Raw genomic sequence first — 16,705 nt, forward strand, 5'->3', positions numbered from 1 at the left:
CCGAAATTTGAGGCCATATTTTATAATGACTACTACGATTTTTGACACGCAAAGCTATACATATCCGCAGAATTTTGAGGAGATACAACCTAAGCTTACGCGTCTGCAAAAAGCGATTAAAAAGCTCGAGGCAAATCTAATAGATGCTAATAACGATGCAAGTATTGAGCTGCTAAATCAAAGATTGAGTAGTGATTTGGAATTAAAAGTGGACTATGTCAGTGAGCTAAATCCAAACCAACTGCTTGCAGCCACTACTATTGAAGGAAAGGTGTTGGTCATCGCTGGTGCTGGCTCTGGTAAAACCAAAACGTTAACCTATCGCACAAGCTATCTGTTAGAAAATAGCGTGAACCCCAAAAGTATCTTGCTACTGACCTTTACTCGCAAAGCGGCGAATGAGATAAAAAGTCGCGCTAAAGTCTTATTAGCTGATACGTTATCAGACGATGACTTGGCAAAAGACAGACTACCGACCAGTAAAGCATTAAACGATATCACCAGTGGCACTTTTCATTCATTCTGCAATATGCTATTGCGTCAATACTCAGGACTGCTCGGTATCAATCCACGGTTTACTATCTTGGACACAGGCGATAGCGAGGATGCCATCGATTTAATTCATAAAGAAAAAAAGTATCCTGCGCAAGCCAAAAGCCAAGCCTTTCCTCGTAAAAAGACCTTACAAAACATCATCTCTACTTCTAGAAATAAACGCATTCATATCCGCGACTTAATCGAAAGTAATTATCCTGATATCGCCGTACATATTCCCATTATTGAGCAATTAGCAATTGACTTTCATGAGTACAAGCGTGCCAATCATCTCTATGATTTTGATGACATCATTAGCCAAGTCGTGCGCCATTTAAAGACCAATGACACCTTTCGCCAAATGCTACAAAGTCAATATCGTTACATCATGGTTGATGAATATCAAGATACCAATATTCCGCAAAAACAGCTGATAGATTTGATTTGTGAGCCTGAATCGGTATCACTGATGGTGGTCGGTGATGACAATCAAAGTATTTATGCGTTTCGCGGCGCAAACTATGAAAATATTCTACTGTTCGGTGAGACTTATCCCGAAGCCAAGCTCATTAAGCTGAAGCAAAACTATCGCAGTACGCCTGCTGTTTTAAATTATATCAATGCCTTGTCCGCGCAAATTACCTTGGGATATCAAAAGCAGCTCTATTCGAATGCGAGCATAACAGGTGACAAACCAGTGTTTAGTCGTTTAAGTGATGAAACCCGCGAGGCCAAATATATCGCTGATAAAATCATAGAGCTAAAACCAGATCACGATTACAACGATTTTGCGGTACTTTGCCGCACCTCTTTTCAGTCCAATTATGTACAGTTAGAGTTTATGGAGCGCCGCATTCCATTTATCGTGGTAGGTGGTATTAAATTTATTGAGAGACGGCATGTCAAGGACGTATTGGCTTTTGTCAAAATACTCTATAACCCAAATGACACCATTGCATGGCATCGTATTTTAACCTTGTTTAAAGGTGTAGGGGCAGTCACCGCGACTCGGTTGACCCAAGCGATTAATGCCGATAATAATTCATTTGATCCCTTACTCACGACAAAGTTTGCCAAAAAAAGTGAGCAACTTGAGCCTTTATATCATACTTTAACTAAGGCAAGTCAAGCAGAATCAGTCGAGACTATCATTGAACATGTTGTAGAGTTTTATGTCCCTATTCTAAAAACGTTAGAGGAAAACTGGCGTGAGCGCAATGAAGACTTTCGGGTACTTAAAAACTTAGCGACAGAGTACAGCAGCCTTGATAATTTTTTAGAAAATCTGGCGCTCGATCCACCCAATGACTCAGTAGCGTCGACCAGTCAACCAGAAGAAGATGACAAAGACAAAGTGACGATTTCGACCATTCATAGTGCCAAAGGGCTAGAGTGGCCAGTAGTCTTTGTCAACTCATTAGTCGATGGTATTACGCCGCACCATCGCTCTTTGTCTGACTTTGAGGAGCTAGAAGAGGAGCGTAAATTATTCTATGTGGCTTGTAGTCGTGCTAAGAGCAGATTGTACCTGACTGCTCCAGATTATTTTGCCAGTTATTCAGGGTATTTTGACAAGCCGTCACGATTTATCGCTGAGTTATCGTCTGATGAGGTGGAGGTTAAGCGCTCTAGGAAGTCGTTAGAGATGCTGGCGAGTGATGATCCCGTGTGGTGGTGATTGTTAAAAGCTTTAAGGCATTTAGTTTTTATTCTAAAAATGAAATATACAAGTATCCCTTCAATACTAATACTTGACAATATTTCAGTACTCTCTATACTTTTCTCATTGGACAGTTTAATAACTTTTGTTGATAAACTGTTAGTTTTGCTCTTACTGTAGCAATGATGAGACTTTACTTATGCCCTCACAAACTGCACGTCTGCACCAACTCAGCGTTGGCAGTGACATTTTAGCAACCACATCCCTTTATCCAAGTGCCTTTTTTTGGACAAGTAGCCTCAATCAAAGCGCCATTAGTCATATACTTGTGTTCAGTTATGACTTTTTAGATTCAAACGCTTGTTTATCCTTAATCAGCACCCCCGTCTGTTTAACCACGCTATCTGCAGCTCGAGAGCCTACTTGTCGCTGTGGACTCATTCAAGCCGTGCGCTACCATCGCTCAGATGGGGCCATGTACTTTTACACCCTTAATATCGTCACTCCTGACTGGCAATTGACCCAGTCCATCCATACCCGCAGCTTTACCCATCAATCCACCCTAGATATCATCACCAGCATCCTTAGCGATTACGATTTTGACTGGCAGCTCTCAGAGCAACTACTCTCATCAGAGCCACTAACCACACAGCTCGCTATGCGTATCCAGTCTGATGTCAGCGATTATGACTTTATTACCAGCTTGCTTGCTGATATTGGGGTCACCACCTATTGGGTATCAGGTGACTCAATAGATGAGCTGGGCTATTGGTCTTTAGTCAGTGCGCTAGACGAGAATGAATTATCACCACTTGACTATCGCTACGAGAAGTCTTCAGTACAGTCTGGTACAGACTCTGTTGACGAGCTACAGATGATCGCCAAGCAGTTAGGCACTCGCACCGTGGTGGTACGAGCGGATGGACTCGCTACTGATACTATCTATGAAGGCGTGGCAGATGACGACTCTCAGCTGGCACTAGATGATACTGCTGTCTTATTAGGGGCACCATCTCGAGTATATAGCGATGAATCTGCTACCCGCTTAGCTGAGCAATGGGTACGCGCCAATGGCTGCAATAGAGAATACTATAGTGCTACAGGTGCCATGCGTGGCATAAGTATCGGTAGCAGGGTTAGCATCAACAACTTACCTTCTATTGGCTATTTATCTACGTACTGTACCAGCATGACGATCGTCGGTATCGAACCTAACAGTGATAGCGTCTCCTACCACAACCAAGTGCTGATAAAAGACTGGCTTACGCGTACCACTAAGCAAACAACGCAAACAGCGCAAACAACACTTAGCGCCATACCTGAGCATGGCTACGATATCGCACAAGACACCGGCATCTGGGTATCCGCCACACTATTAGACTCTGCTATTCCATACTGTCCTTATCCAAGCTTGCAGTCCTTTGTCAGCAGCACCTATACTGGTGTCACCCAAGCCCGTACCGGTGATCAGTCTGCCTCAAGGGCGCCAAGCTACGCTTCACAAGTGACCGATGACGGTCTGCAGCGCACCATCTCTACCCCCGTGTCCGCAGGTATCAGCCCACATGATGATGAGGTAACCCCGCCACTAAGAGCACTACAACTGTCCTCAGGTGCCACTCACGGTTGGCAGTTTGCCCCAAGACTCGGACAATCCGTCCTTTTAAACTACTGGTATGGCGATATCGACAGCCCCGTGATCAGCCGCGCCCTCTATGACGGGATCGGCATGGGCGATAGTGACGACAATGACATCACTACCCGTGATGCCGGACTATCCAACAGACATAACCTACAAGGCGGATCCTCGCCAAGATGGCATGGTGGTGGCCTTGGATACTCGCAAATCTGTGAGGATGATACTCATAGTGGCTGGATTTCTGGTATTTCTCAATACGGACTGACCTCTGACTCTGAGGTTACACTAAGTTTTGATGACAGCCCGAACCAGATCGGCATGCAGTGGTCGGTCAACACTGCTAGTCGTGCCAACGCGCAAAACCCAACGACAACAGACAAAGCCACCTTTGCTCCTGATGAGCATGTGCTTGAATTAGGCGTGCTCCGTCATCGTTTTAGCAACCATCAATCCAGCAATAGTGGACAGGGGATTAACCTCGCCACTGACCATGGACTACAAGCCACAGCGGATAGCGGAGTCTTGCTCTCCACCTTTGGTATCAGACACATGCAAAGCGAGCACGAGTCGGCTTGGGTGAATGATGCAGGACAACGACAGTTAAAACTCGGTGCTGAGCTGAGCGAGACCCTGATGGAAGCCAAACAAGCGCACTTGCAATCCACCCAAGAGATCAGTAGTGCTAACGCGTCTATAAAAGCCTTTGAAAACGCAGCGCAGGTGATCGATGAGACCCTACAAACTGAAGTCTTAGGTGCGTCCGATGTACTAGTAGTCAGCAAAGACAGTATTCTGGCATCAAGCAACAACACCCTAACCACAGCCGAGACCATCGTTAGACAATCTGGCAGTACGCAGTCCGATGTGGTGGCAGGCAACTATACCTTAACGGCAGATCGTATCGAGTCATTATCAGGTATTGCCGGACAAGCCGCTCTATCAGGACTGAATATTAGTGCTAATACCAAGCCCGTGGCGATACAAGCACAGGGCGGTGAGCTGCAATTGCACAGCCAACAATCCATGACCATCGGCAGTGAGTTGGGTCAGGTAAATATCGCAAGTCCTAAACGCATCAAGCTGCAAACCAACGCGGGGGCGTCACTGACCATTGATGAGAGCGGGATTAAGCTAGTGGCGCCTGGTGAGATTAAGATTAAGGCTGTTAAGAAGGCGTTAGTGAGTGGGGCTAGGGCGAATTATTCTGTACCGATGATGCCTGAAACCATTCCATTATTTAGTAATAAGTTGGATGTTTATGATTTATTTTATCAGCATAACTTTGATGACATTGAGTTTCAGATGCTACGACCTGATGGGCAGTTGATAGAAGGGGTGTTAGATGAGCATGGACGCACCGCTCCTGTGATTAGTGATAAAGAGGAAGAGGTTAATGTTTTAGTTGGCTTTAAAGATGTGGATTGGGGTATTGAATTTGCACCTGATGAAGAAAGTTCAGAATCTACCAAAAATAAAGATGACGAATTAAAACAAACTTTAGATCAGAACACTTCTCAGGAGAATAATAATGACTAAAGCTAAAAGTGTTGTTATTAAAATTCGTTTTGTTGATTTGATGAATAAACCATTTCCAAATTTATATCATCTTATTAGAGAATCAAAAAAATTAATTAGTGAAAATAAATCAGATACTTCAGGTCTTGGCGTACCTATTAGTAGACCTCCCGGTACCATGCTAACTGTTAGTATCAAGCATCCATTGACAAACAAGATGATTGATATTCAACGTCCTATTGTTGTACCGACACAGAAAGGCACAATGACTATCAAAGCGCCATTTTCTATTCAGATAGTTAAGCTTCGAGCCCTAAACAATGGTGGCTCATACAAAAGAAGCACTCATAAAGTTGCTGCAGGTAAAGATAAATATGAGGTTAAAAAAGGCCAAGATCTATACACTATTGCTAAAATGCATAACACCACATGGCAGATACTAGCGCAGCTGAACAAATCGACTATTAAAGACCCTGATGAAATAGTTCCAGGGCAGGTAATCAAAGTGCCACCCAAAGGTAGTAGCTTAACAAGCATCACCAATGACAGACCTGATTCTCTAAAAAATCAAACTCATTATAAGGTAAAAAAGGGAGAGACATTATCTGACATCTCACAAAGAAGTGGAGTGTCAGTAGAGCAGCTGAAACGTATTAACGGCATTACCGACCCTACAACACTACAAGCAGAGCAAACTATTAGATTACGTGGCGCTGGTTCAGCACGGACTCATACAACACCTAAATCCACCCCCACTGCGAGACCTACACCAAAACCTTCATCGAAACCGTCTTCTTCTGACGAAGGGGAAGGGTCTTTCGGTGGTGTTCTTGAAAGTATAGGAGAGGGTTTAGGCGCTTTAGGTAACAGGGCAAAAGAAGGTTTAGAGAGTATTAATGATGCTATGAGCGGTGGCAAAAATGATAAGCCAGCTGGAGGAGCGCCTGCGGCTGGTACTGTTTCAGGTAATAGCTCCTTATCTACATCAGGTGGTTATATCGTTAAAAGAGGCGATACTTTGAGCAGTATTGCGCGAAAGCATGGCGTTGATACTAATGATTTAGCTCGTACTAATGGCTTGAAACTGATTGGTACTATCCGCCCAGGTGATAGATTAACGATTCCTAAAGGTGGCGCTACTTCTTCATCCACAGGTAGCTCTTCTCAATTAAGTAAGCCAGATAAACCTGTAAACGTAACTACAAAACCTAGTAATAGCTCTGATGGTACGCCAAAGGATGTCGCTACCACTAATGGTGCTTGTATTTGTAAGGCGCATGATTTGATTTGGGGTGCAAAAGTAGACTGTGATTTTAGAAAAAAGGTAGTTGAGATAAGCCAAGACTTATGGCCTGATGACTATTTAGCAATGGCTAATAATTTAATGGCATTAATGCATCTAGAAACAGGTGGAGGTTTTGATCCTTCTAAGGTTAATTCTCTCGGCTATGTTGGGTTAGTTCAAATGGGTGCAGCTGTACGGGAAGATTTAGGAGTTTCTAGTAAAGAATTGCTCAATATGTTAGCTGTAGAACAATTAGATTGGGTTAAGAAGTATTTTCAATTGTATAATAATCGATATAAGAAAATTGATAGTTTTCTTGAGATGTACTTAACTATACTTTATCCAAATTCTGTCAGACCTGCTGGTGATGATGTAGATGATAATGACGTTATATTCAAAGACAATGGACAAGTAAAAGGAAATGCTTATAAACAGAATCCAGCGTTTATGAAAGAAAAAGGAGAATGGCAAAAAAGAGGGTTTTCAGGTGGTGTGACTTACGCATGGGAAGTTAAAAAAGAGATCGCGCATCATTATAATGACGGGGAAAAACCTGAAAATAGGGTATTTAAATCTACTTACTCTCAAGTAGTACAACCGCCATCAGAACAATTTAATAACTTAAAACTTAATCCACTAGCTTGCGGCGGTAGAAAACATTACAAAAGAACTATGAATAATATTGCTGCTTTACATCCAATTTATCAACCATACGTAATAAAATTGATTAATGAGGGTTATGAAAAAACTGGTATAACCTGGGTAATTACTGATGGTTATCGAAGCCCTAAGGCGCAAGATCAGCTTTCTTCAAAAGTGACCTCAGCTGGAGCTTTACAAAGTTATCATCAATACGGTCTTGCTATAGATGTAGTATCTGTAACTAATGAAGAAATTACATACTTAAAAAGCAACTCTTTATCGATAGAACATAGTAAAAAGCTGGGACCAATTGGTATAAGTTTAGGTCTAGAATGGGGGAGGAAGTTGGACGAGAAAAAAAGACTACCCTCACTTCCAAATAAAACCCAAAAATAAGACATGGAGGAACTTAAAACCTCAGCTATTAAAAATAGGTATTGGAAATTATAAAAAACTAATATTTGATTAAGGAGAGAAGTATGAATAAAGCACTAAAATTAATAGCCATATATATTGTCGCTCTTTCAGGAACCGCTTGTATAAACACAAGTACAAACATTGAAAAAACAAAGAGTAAGGTTGTCGATCAATTTTCTTCTGGTCTTGAAATTAATACAGGATCTATTCCTCTACAAATATTGAACGATAGCTTCGAAGTAACTCCTGATGATGGTCTTGTTCTAAATCAAACTGTTGAGGTATTTAAACTAAATAATGGAGAATGTCTTTCATTAGTTACATTGTATAATGAGTCTGGTTTTGGAGGATATGAGGATCTGTTGGTTTTTAAAGATAGTAAAATAACAACTAGCTTACAAAGAAATTTATTTTTCTTAAATGAAAATGGAGCAGTCATGGAAGCAGATATAGAATACGATGTTAATGTTGACAATTCAGAAGAAACTCAAAATATTCTAATAGAAGACTTTAATAGGTATAAACAAAAATTTAACTCTAAGGTGATTTCTGTATGTAAGTAATTATTCATATTCGTAAAGTTAAAATTATATTTGGTAAAACTATCTTTTATCAAGCCTTGTGTCTTTAATATCTTGCTTTATGACTCGATTAATCATTCTATTGAAAAATAAAAAGAATCAAACGCTACTAATAGATAAAAATGAAAACATATAAAGTGCGCTTTTAATAATTGGGTTAACAAGGATTTATATGAGAACAACCATACTACTTATATTTGTAGTTGGAATAGCATCTTGTTCCAATTCACCAGTAATTGATAGCATTTCAAGCAATTCAAAAAATTACGTTTCTCAATTTTATGGTGTGTACAAGTATAATAATTATCAAACTGACAAAGATCTTGGAACTGGCGTTGGTGTTTTTTATAATTTAAAAGTTTTTAAAAATATTTGCAAAATTGATATGGAGGGGTATCAAACAGACAAACAATTAAGGTGTTATATAAAGTTAGCCGATAATAACAGTATTGAGATTTATGACATAGAAAAAATAAGAAATTTGGTACAATTCGAAAAACTGATGAAAATGAATTTTCGATAGACATGAGCTATTATTTAGAAGGTGACAACTATTCTTACTCTATCGAAAAGATGGAATAATTTTCTTTTAATATAATTAAAGGTATTACACTCCTAAACTTGAAAAAATTTATTATATTCAAGAAATCAAAAAAATTACATATTAAGATGTTAATATTTTTTCTCAATCAATATTTAATTTATTTAACGTTGTTTTGAAGTTAAAAAATTAAGAGTAAAAGCTTACCCTCAAAATAAAATTGATCCTAACAATGACGGTAAGGTCATGAAGTCTGAAATAGCAGAAGCAGTCAGTCATTATTTGACAAATGGCCTAAAGTATAAGGATTTCAAAATCACCTGTTCACAAGTTGTTCAAATCCCCACAAACAATAGCTCAATTGATATTGCACCATGGATGAGAATAGCTATTCGTGAAGATAAACAATGGAAAGGCACTCATGAGAAGAATATAAAAGACAATTATCATAATTTAGTAGGTATCAGTAGCTATCAATCACTTGTAGGTACTGCTCAAGCTTGGTGTGCATCTTTTGTGAACTACTGCTTAAAAGATTCTGGTTATTCAATGGTCACCACTAACGATCCTTATAATAAAGTAAGAGCTAAAGCCTTTAAGAAAGATACTGTTAACTTCGTAAGAATTGAGAATCCAGTGTATGGTGCAATTGCAGTGAGCAAAGAAGTTAGTCATGTATGCTTTGTAATAGGTAGAAAAAATAAGGATAGATTCTACAGGTTGGGAGGTAATCAAGATCAAATGATAGCATTCGATAGTAGAAAAATTAGTACGTATATTTATTACTATCCTAAAAAAGCTTGGGGTTCACACTCTCAGCAACCAGCACCTATAGTTGATACCCAATCTTTAATTGATCAAGGACTAAACTCCCATGACTCTACCTCGACTCGATAGTGTAAAGAAAACGGTTAGTTGGATTGTACTTCTACTGCTAACCACATCTACCAGTACACAGGCAGAAATACACGATAATCAATTGAACTCAAGTGAAGTGATTGATGTTCAATACTTAATAAGCGAATCTACGTTGAACTGTTCTTTTAACACCTCAAGTGGAGAACTAATAAGCTTTTACACGAATCTTTTGGAAAATTCATCAATAAAGCAAAGAAATAGCCAGTTTATCATTGGAAATAGATATAAAGTAAAAAATGTAAAATCAATAAATAGTACATTTAAGAAAACGAAAAATGAAATATCTAAAAATATGGATACCGATTTCAATAAATTCGGTGTGAGAGTACTTAGGATTTCTAGTTTTGCTCAAAATGGAGATAGTGAAAATTTTGGATATTATATTGTTTTAAAAGGTAAGCCTTCGATCAATAAGAGTATTTTACAGAAGCATAATGTAGAATTAACCTATTCAACTATAGAAGAGACAGTTGGCGGTAACACACGGGTTCGATGTATTTTAGTCGGTTAATAGTTATATTTAAAAACATATTGTTGGTAATTTGAAGGTTAGAATCATGTTTAAGGTATCAATTTTCCTATTAGGTCTTTTATTTTTAGTATCTTGCACCCATGATGCTGTTAATCATAGTATTGAAGAAGAGAAAGAGTTAAATACCATAAATGATTTATATAAAAACATAGTATTAGAAGTAAAAAATTTACTTTGACAGTAAAGATATAGAGTCATTTAGCACGTCTGAATATATTATTAGGCAATCAAATACAAGTAATCCTTTAAATTTTTCTATAAGATCTTATCTTGACAGTGTAAGTGAGGAAGAAGTAGATTTAGGTTTTAAAACAAAAAACTTAGGGATTAGATCTTTTGAAATTGAAGTTAAAGATAGGACAGCTTTGATAAACTTTATAAGTAAAGACCTAAATATTAAGGGTTCAGAACAAATCTTGAACTTTGACTATAATATTTATAAGACAGCCAAGCAATTTGATTATATAGATGATGTGAAAATATGTATTAATAGTATTTATAATTATCAAATGGCTTTTTAGTTAATGAAAAACCTATTGAATGTCCTTTCTAATTTTAGATTTTATTCTTATTTAAACTAAGTCTGCACGTATAGGAAATACTAATCCATTTACAGCATGGCATTCCCTGTCACAGGTGACTTAAACGGACAGACTAAAGTACTCAAAGTCCCAGTTGTAGCCTTTAGCATCAAATTTGTCGACAACAACAATCAACCCATACCACATTACGAGTTTAAAACCCTATACCGTGGCAAACAATCTGCTATAAAAAGAGCAAACAACCAAGGTATTAGCACTATAAAAGCCCTTGTTGGTCAAAAGCTTACCGTTATCGATGGACAAGATAGAGCTAAGACAACCGCCATCGTTACCTATGGCTCCAAACAATGGACTATGATAATAGGTATAAACATCACCGAAGAAGATATTAGCAATGTACCAGATATCTTAAATTAAGAAGCATCGACTACTCCAGAGACCAGTAAACAAGATGACAAGCCAAAACCCCAAACAGAGCAAGACCCTGTCATCAAAGTAGAAAAGCCAAAGGTAACGGAGGTTGAAAAAAAGACAGAAACAGGGCCGACGCTTGAGGTTGCCTCAGATGAGGCTAAAATCACCATAAAGTTCGTTGATGAAGCAACAAATAAGCCACTATCGGGGCTTTCATATATCACTCAGTCTGCTAAATATGGTAAGAACACTTCTGTGACCGTAAATGATGGTACGAGAGGTAGAACACATGATTCGCTAGTAGGTGTTGATATAACCGTACTGGTGTATGAAGACGGTAAGGAAGTTAAGAAAGATGTCATTACAGCAAGTGCTGATCGAAACGGTATTCCTTATGTTTATAAGGCTAGAAAGCCTAAAAACTACTTATACCCGTTGCCAATAAATGCAACTGCAGATTACAAATCAGACATGAGATCTTTTGGAAGTAATCGTTCAAGCGGTAAACGCAAACATGCGGGAGCAGATTTATATGCGCCAACTGGAACAACTGTAAGAGCAATGGAGTCAGGTGTCGTATTAAGTACTGGTAGCTTTTATGCGGGCACCGATTTTGTGACTATTAAGCATCAAAACCATATTATTAGATACGGAGAATTGGCACCGGGTTCGATAAAAGTCAAAGCAGAAGATGAGGTAGCTAGAAGTGACCTAATCAATCCTAACTCTTTTTTGGATAATGCGGATAAATAATCATGAAAAACTTTTCTTTTTTCTTTCTTCTATGTTGATACTGTCTTCTTGCTATAACAGTGGTACAACTACAGAACCAGCTAATCCAAGTACAAATTTGAACGAAATCGAAGTAACATCAAAAATACTCATTTCTAACTTTACATCGGTATGCTCACATGACGAAGCGAAGCCTATGAGTATTAGTAGTAGCTTAACAGTTTGGGGCTTTGAGCCATTACTATCTGACAAAGAGCGAAAATGTGAAAAACTTAATCTTAAAGACTTCTCGGCAATGAACTGTAAATATGATGAAGACTTAATACAAAACTCAGGTATTCATCTGTATAAGGATTCTGAAGGTTGGTACAAATTTATATATGAAACCGCTGATATGTGCACTAATGCCTTAAACACTTATGCAGCACAAAGTGAAGAGCTTTAGATAGACTTCATAATAAATGTATACTATTTGCCACTCAGGTAGCCTTCTAACCCCTGCCGTCAAATCCGTACAACTAAAATTGGAAGGTTTTAATTACGCAGCTTGACAATAATAATCAAATCTCATCTGTCTTGGCGTCTTATAGCCCAAACCTGTCTGACCATGTATTAACTGATATGATGGGCTTGCTCTGCAAGATGAGCATGCAATCGCTCACAGCCATAGTGCTGTTTAGTTTCATTATGAGCCATGCGAACTAGCTTCCGCATCAAATATATATCTAATGACCCTATTATTCCTACCAATTTACCTCTCTTTAGATGCTCATAACCAAAAGTACCTAATAGCAAAAAAATCCGTCAAATATGGGTTTATTAATTATCAGGTTCGCGTTATTATCACCCCCTAATTTGCAAGACTCTACTACCTATCAAGAAAGGATGTTCTATGCGCTATGAGGTTATTGTTATTGGTGCTGGTATGGTTGGCACATCGATTGCGTGGCACCTGCAAAATAATGGTTCGCAGGTATTATTGTTAGACAAAAAATTGCCAGGGTCAGAGACCTCATATGGCAATGCTGGTTTGATCCAGCGCGAAGCGATTCATACACATCCTTTCCCGCGTCAGATCACTGAGATGATTAGAGTATTGCCTAACCAAGGTACTGACATTCGTTATCGCATACCAGCCATTCTGCGTTATCATCAAGCGCTATTGCAGTATTGGAAATACTCTTCGCCTGCATCAGTCAAAAAAATCGAGGCTGAATGGCAGACATTGATTGAACATTGTACAAGTGAGCATCAGACCATGATTACAGCGTCCGGCGCTGATGAGCTGATTACTCGTGATGGTTGGTTACAGCTGCATCGTTCTGAAGACACCTTTAAAGAAGCGATTGCCTCAGCTATTGATGCTCGCGCGCAAGGTGTTGAGCATAACGTATTAAACCTTGAAGAATTAAAAGCGATGGAGCCAAGTGCTAATTTTGATGGTTTTGTCGGGGCAATTCATTGGAAAAACTCTTGGCAAGTATCTAACCCAAGCGCCTTAGTAAAAGCGTATGCAAAAAATTTCCAAGAGATGCAAGGTACGATCAAAGAGAGCGATGTAAAAGAGATCGTACAAGAGGGGGAAGGCTGGAAAATTGTTACTGATAACGACACTTATTATAGTGATAAATTGGTCATCGCGGCTGGCCCTTGGTCAAATGATCTGATCAGACCGCTTGGCTACAACCTGCCGTTGTTCCCGATGCGTGGTTATCATCAGCACTTTAAAGTAACGGATAAAAACACCATCCATCACAGTATGTTTGATATGGATAAAGGCTTTGTTATGGGGCCAATGCAGCAAGGCATTCGTATCACGACTGGTGCTGAGATGACCACTATGAACGCGCCAAAAAACTTTGGTCAATTGCAGACCGTCCTAAAATTCGCGCGCAAAATTCTACCGCTAGATGATGCTGTCGAGAGCGAAGCGTGGGCAGGCTCGCGTCCTTGTATGCCGGATATGAAGCCGGTCATTGGCCCTGCGCCCAAGCATGACAAGCTATGGTTTGCCTTTGGTCACAGTCATCAAGGCTTTACGTTAGGGCCGATGACAGGACGCGTCGTAGAAGAGATGATTCATGAAAAGCCGGTACTGGTCGATTTGGCACCATTTAGCGCTCAGCGTTTTTCTAATTAAGCGATTATTTTTTAACTGAGTCATCACCGATTCAAGCACTTTAATAAATTAAGGATTTAATACGATGAAAAAGCTACATAGTAATCAACGTATGAGTAAAATCGTTGTACATAACCAAACGGTATATTTATGTGGTCAAGTGGGCAATAGCGATGACGACATCAAAGCGCAGACATTGACTTGTTTGGAGAAGATACAAACATTGTTAGAAGAAGTAGGTAGTGATAAATCAAAACTACTATCAGTGACGGTCTGGGTAAAAGATATGGCAGACTTTGCTGCGATGAATGAAGTATGGGATGAATGGTTTGAAGGTATTCAGCCACCAGCTCGTGCTTGTGGTGAGTCAGCGCTGGCACGTCCTGAGCTCTTGGTTGAGATGATCGCCATCGCTGCCGAGTAATTGATTGGTTATAAAGTTTATATAAAAAAGGAGATGATATTAATATTGTCTCCTTTTTTTGGCTTTTATGCTTCAATAGCATTTTAATAAATGTAAGCTGATAAAACTAATGTGTTTGCTGTGTTAATAGCCTAAGCATTTGTTGCAAAAAAGCACCAACTTGCTTATGCAGGTTTTGTCGATAAGCCCAATGATGACTCACCTCATAGCTTGCCTCATCAGGTAATAAAATTTTCATCAGTCCCATTCCCTCATAACGCTTTGCCAAATCATTTGGTAGGTAACCGACGTGATGACCTGCAAGAATTAACTGTGCTGTTGCCTCCATATGATAAGTGGTGGCGCTCAGTGTCTTAGGGCGAATATGGTTAATGCTATGCTCAGTAATGTAACCTCGTTTGATCCATGAGTAGTTTTGTTCTAAGTCCTCAAAAGTCAAGCCTTCTGCTTCATTAAACAAGACGTGCTTGCGGCCACAGCAGACCACTTGCTTTTCAACAAAGGCATGTTTAAAAGTTAATAGAGGAGGAAAGCTGCCAAAGTACCCGACACCAATATCACTCTCGTTGCTCAAAAGCTTATCTAGCATACTCTCTGGGCTTTGCACATCGATAGAGAAGTGAATCAATGGATTCTTACTATAACTTGTAGATAAGCACTGTTGTAACGCGTCATAAAAAAACGCTGGCATCTGATCGATGAGACACAGCCGAATATGTCCGCCATGAACAGAGTCTAATTGCCGAATATAATGCAATTGATGTTGAAAGCTGGCAACTGCTTCGGTAAAGCTCAAACAGGCCTCATAGACTGCCGCGCCATCCTCGGTCAGTTTAAACCCCGCGCGTCCGCGATGACAGAGCGTCATACCCAAGCGATCTTCTAAATGCGTTAAATGACCGCTGATGACAGAAGGGGTCACATTTAAGCGCGTCTGCGCCGCTGTCACACCCTGACACTCTACAATAGCCATGAAGCTGCGTAAGGTTTTGATGTCTATTTTTATTAGTTCATCTAGCATTAAGAGTTATACTCCAGTACTTATTCCATCAATTCTTTAAGCTACAATACCTTTCTAAAACTTTGGTAAACTTCTAATTATGACGAATAAATCAAAGTTACTACGAAAAACCAGAAGTTTACTTCTAAATTTTACCATGGTCTATACTCCGGTATTTAGGTATTGTCAAAGCATATAACAAATTGCCTACCGTAAATCAGATAAAACAAGGATGTGAATGATGAAATTCAATCAACCATTAAGCGGCAACGATATGCCAAGATTTGGCGGCTTTGCCTCTATGATGCGTCTGCCTACGCAGGCTGATGCTAAAGGGTTAGACGCTGCATTCGTTGGCGTACCTTTAGATATCGGGGCGTCGAACCGTAGCGGTGCCAGACTGGGTCCAAGACAGATTCGCGATGAGTCACGTATGATTCGCCCTTATAATGTCGCCACGCGTGCAGCGCCCTTTGAGTCTTTACAAGTCGCTGACATTGGCGATGTGCCAATCAATACCTTTAACCTGCAAAAAAGCGTCGATATCATCGAAAAATTCTACACGGATAATATCGTCAGTCATGGCGCGATTCCGTTAACCTTGGGCGGTGATCATACCATTGCATTGCCTATTCTACGTGCGCTTGCCAAAAAACACGGCCCTGTCGGGATGGTGCATATCGATGCTCATGCTGATATTAATGACGATATGTTTGGCGAAAAAATCGCTCACGGCACCCCGTTCCGCCGCGCTGTCGAAGAAAACTTAATCGATGGCAATCGCGTAGTACAGATTGGCTTGCGTGGTACGGGCTATAGTGCTGAAGAGTTCGATTGGTCGACCCAGCAAGGCTTTCGCGTGGTGCCAGCGGAGGAGTGCTGGTACAAGTCGCTTACGCCGCTCATGGCAGAAGTGCGTGAAAAGCTTGGCGATGGACCTGTTTATTTAAGTTTTGATATCGACGGCATTGATCCAGCGTTTGCACCTGGCACGGGCACGGCTGAAATTGGCGGTTTAACCTCCACACAAGGTGTCGAGATTATTCGCGGTATGCGCGGCCTTGACGTGGTCGGTGGCGATTTGGTCGAAGTGTCACCGCCATACGATCCGTTTGGTAACACCTCAGTGCTAGCAGCAAACTTGCTGTTTGAGATGCTATGTATCTTGCCAGGTGTGCGCTATGACGACAAAGTCAAAGCAGTCTACTAA

The 16,705-nt window shown here is 40.0% G+C and carries 15 protein-coding genes; 13 read left to right on the plus strand and 2 right to left on the minus strand.

The annotated features are described in order from the left end of the window. The first annotated feature begins 25 nt into the window (after nucleotides 1–25). From BTV98_RS04405 to BTV98_RS04440, 8 genes are all read left to right on the plus strand, one after another. Entirely contained in the window at nucleotides 26–2,212 is a 2,187-nt protein-coding gene (locus BTV98_RS04405) for an ATP-dependent helicase (protein WP_075103027.1), read from the plus strand. 181 nt (nucleotides 2,213–2,393) lie between these two features. Then, entirely contained in the window at nucleotides 2,394–5,369 is a 2,976-nt protein-coding gene (locus BTV98_RS04410) for a contractile injection system protein, VgrG/Pvc8 family (RefSeq protein ID WP_075103028.1), read from the plus strand. Then, complete coding sequence (locus BTV98_RS04415) at nucleotides 5,362–7,671, plus strand: LysM peptidoglycan-binding domain-containing protein (RefSeq protein WP_058369008.1); 2,310 nt, start codon at nucleotides 5,362–5,364, stop codon at nucleotides 7,669–7,671. Before BTV98_RS04410 ends, BTV98_RS04415 begins: the two co-directional genes overlap by 8 nt. Nucleotides 7,672–7,754: 83 nt before the next feature. Next, nucleotides 7,755–8,255, plus strand: a complete 501-nt coding sequence (locus tag BTV98_RS04420) for a hypothetical protein (protein WP_058369007.1) — start codon at nucleotides 7,755–7,757, stop codon at nucleotides 8,253–8,255. Between the two features lie 190 nt (nucleotides 8,256–8,445). Beyond that, on the plus strand, nucleotides 8,446–8,796 hold the full coding sequence (locus tag BTV98_RS04425) for a DUF5991 domain-containing protein (protein ID WP_058369006.1): 351 nt from the start codon (nucleotides 8,446–8,448) through the stop codon (nucleotides 8,794–8,796). 264 nt (nucleotides 8,797–9,060) lie between these two features. Continuing rightward, nucleotides 9,061–9,711 carry a TIGR02594 family protein gene (locus BTV98_RS04430; protein WP_058369005.1) on the plus strand — a complete coding sequence of 217 codons (651 nt, stop codon included), beginning with the start codon at nucleotides 9,061–9,063 and terminating at the stop codon, nucleotides 9,709–9,711. Beyond that, nucleotides 9,689–10,243 (plus strand): hypothetical protein, encoded by a 555-nt coding sequence (locus BTV98_RS04435; RefSeq protein ID WP_058369004.1) that lies wholly within the window; start codon nucleotides 9,689–9,691, stop codon nucleotides 10,241–10,243. The genes BTV98_RS04430 and BTV98_RS04435 overlap by 23 nt, the downstream gene beginning before the upstream one ends. A gap of 638 nt (nucleotides 10,244–10,881) precedes the next feature. Then, the gene (locus tag BTV98_RS04440; RefSeq protein ID WP_058369003.1) at nucleotides 10,882–11,223 is read left to right on the plus strand and encodes a hypothetical protein; all 342 of its coding nucleotides are present in this window, start codon (nucleotides 10,882–10,884) and stop codon (nucleotides 11,221–11,223) included. Here the strand turns inward: BTV98_RS04440 and BTV98_RS13610 are convergent. Beyond that, a complete protein-coding gene (locus BTV98_RS13610) occupies nucleotides 11,220–11,390 on the minus strand; it encodes a hypothetical protein (RefSeq protein ID WP_178379354.1) in 171 nt (56 codons plus the stop codon). The genes BTV98_RS04440 and BTV98_RS13610 overlap by 4 nt on opposite strands. 85 nt (nucleotides 11,391–11,475) lie before the next feature. Between BTV98_RS13610 and BTV98_RS04445 the strand changes: the two genes are divergently transcribed. The 4 genes from BTV98_RS04445 (at nucleotide 11,476) to BTV98_RS04465 (ending at nucleotide 14,495) form a co-directional block, all read left to right on the plus strand. Further along, nucleotides 11,476–11,973 carry a M23 family metallopeptidase gene (locus tag BTV98_RS04445; RefSeq protein ID WP_058369001.1) on the plus strand — a complete coding sequence of 166 codons (498 nt, stop codon included), beginning with the start codon at nucleotides 11,476–11,478 and terminating at the stop codon, nucleotides 11,971–11,973. A 175-nt stretch (nucleotides 11,974–12,148) separates the two neighbouring features. After that, the gene (locus BTV98_RS04450; protein WP_058369000.1) at nucleotides 12,149–12,397 is read left to right on the plus strand and encodes a hypothetical protein; all 249 of its coding nucleotides are present in this window, start codon (nucleotides 12,149–12,151) and stop codon (nucleotides 12,395–12,397) included. A gap of 447 nt (nucleotides 12,398–12,844) precedes the next feature. Next, entirely contained in the window at nucleotides 12,845–14,092 is a 1,248-nt protein-coding gene (locus BTV98_RS04460) for an FAD-binding oxidoreductase (protein WP_058368999.1), read from the plus strand. A 64-nt stretch (nucleotides 14,093–14,156) separates the two neighbouring features. Further along, entirely contained in the window at nucleotides 14,157–14,495 is a 339-nt protein-coding gene (locus BTV98_RS04465; protein ID WP_058368998.1) for a RidA family protein, read from the plus strand. A 106-nt stretch (nucleotides 14,496–14,601) separates the two neighbouring features. Here BTV98_RS04465 and BTV98_RS04470 read toward each other — a convergent pair whose 3' ends face one another. After that, entirely contained in the window at nucleotides 14,602–15,516 is a 915-nt protein-coding gene (locus BTV98_RS04470) for a LysR family transcriptional regulator (protein WP_058368997.1), read from the minus strand. A 217-nt stretch (nucleotides 15,517–15,733) separates the two neighbouring features. Between BTV98_RS04470 and speB the strand changes: the two genes are divergently transcribed. Then, the gene (speB, locus tag BTV98_RS04475; RefSeq protein ID WP_178379355.1) at nucleotides 15,734–16,705 is read left to right on the plus strand and encodes an agmatinase; all 972 of its coding nucleotides are present in this window, start codon (nucleotides 15,734–15,736) and stop codon (nucleotides 16,703–16,705) included.

This window comes from Psychrobacter sp. Cmf 22.2 (assembly GCF_001921745.1).
Classification (GTDB): Bacteria; Pseudomonadota; Gammaproteobacteria; order Pseudomonadales; family Moraxellaceae; genus Psychrobacter.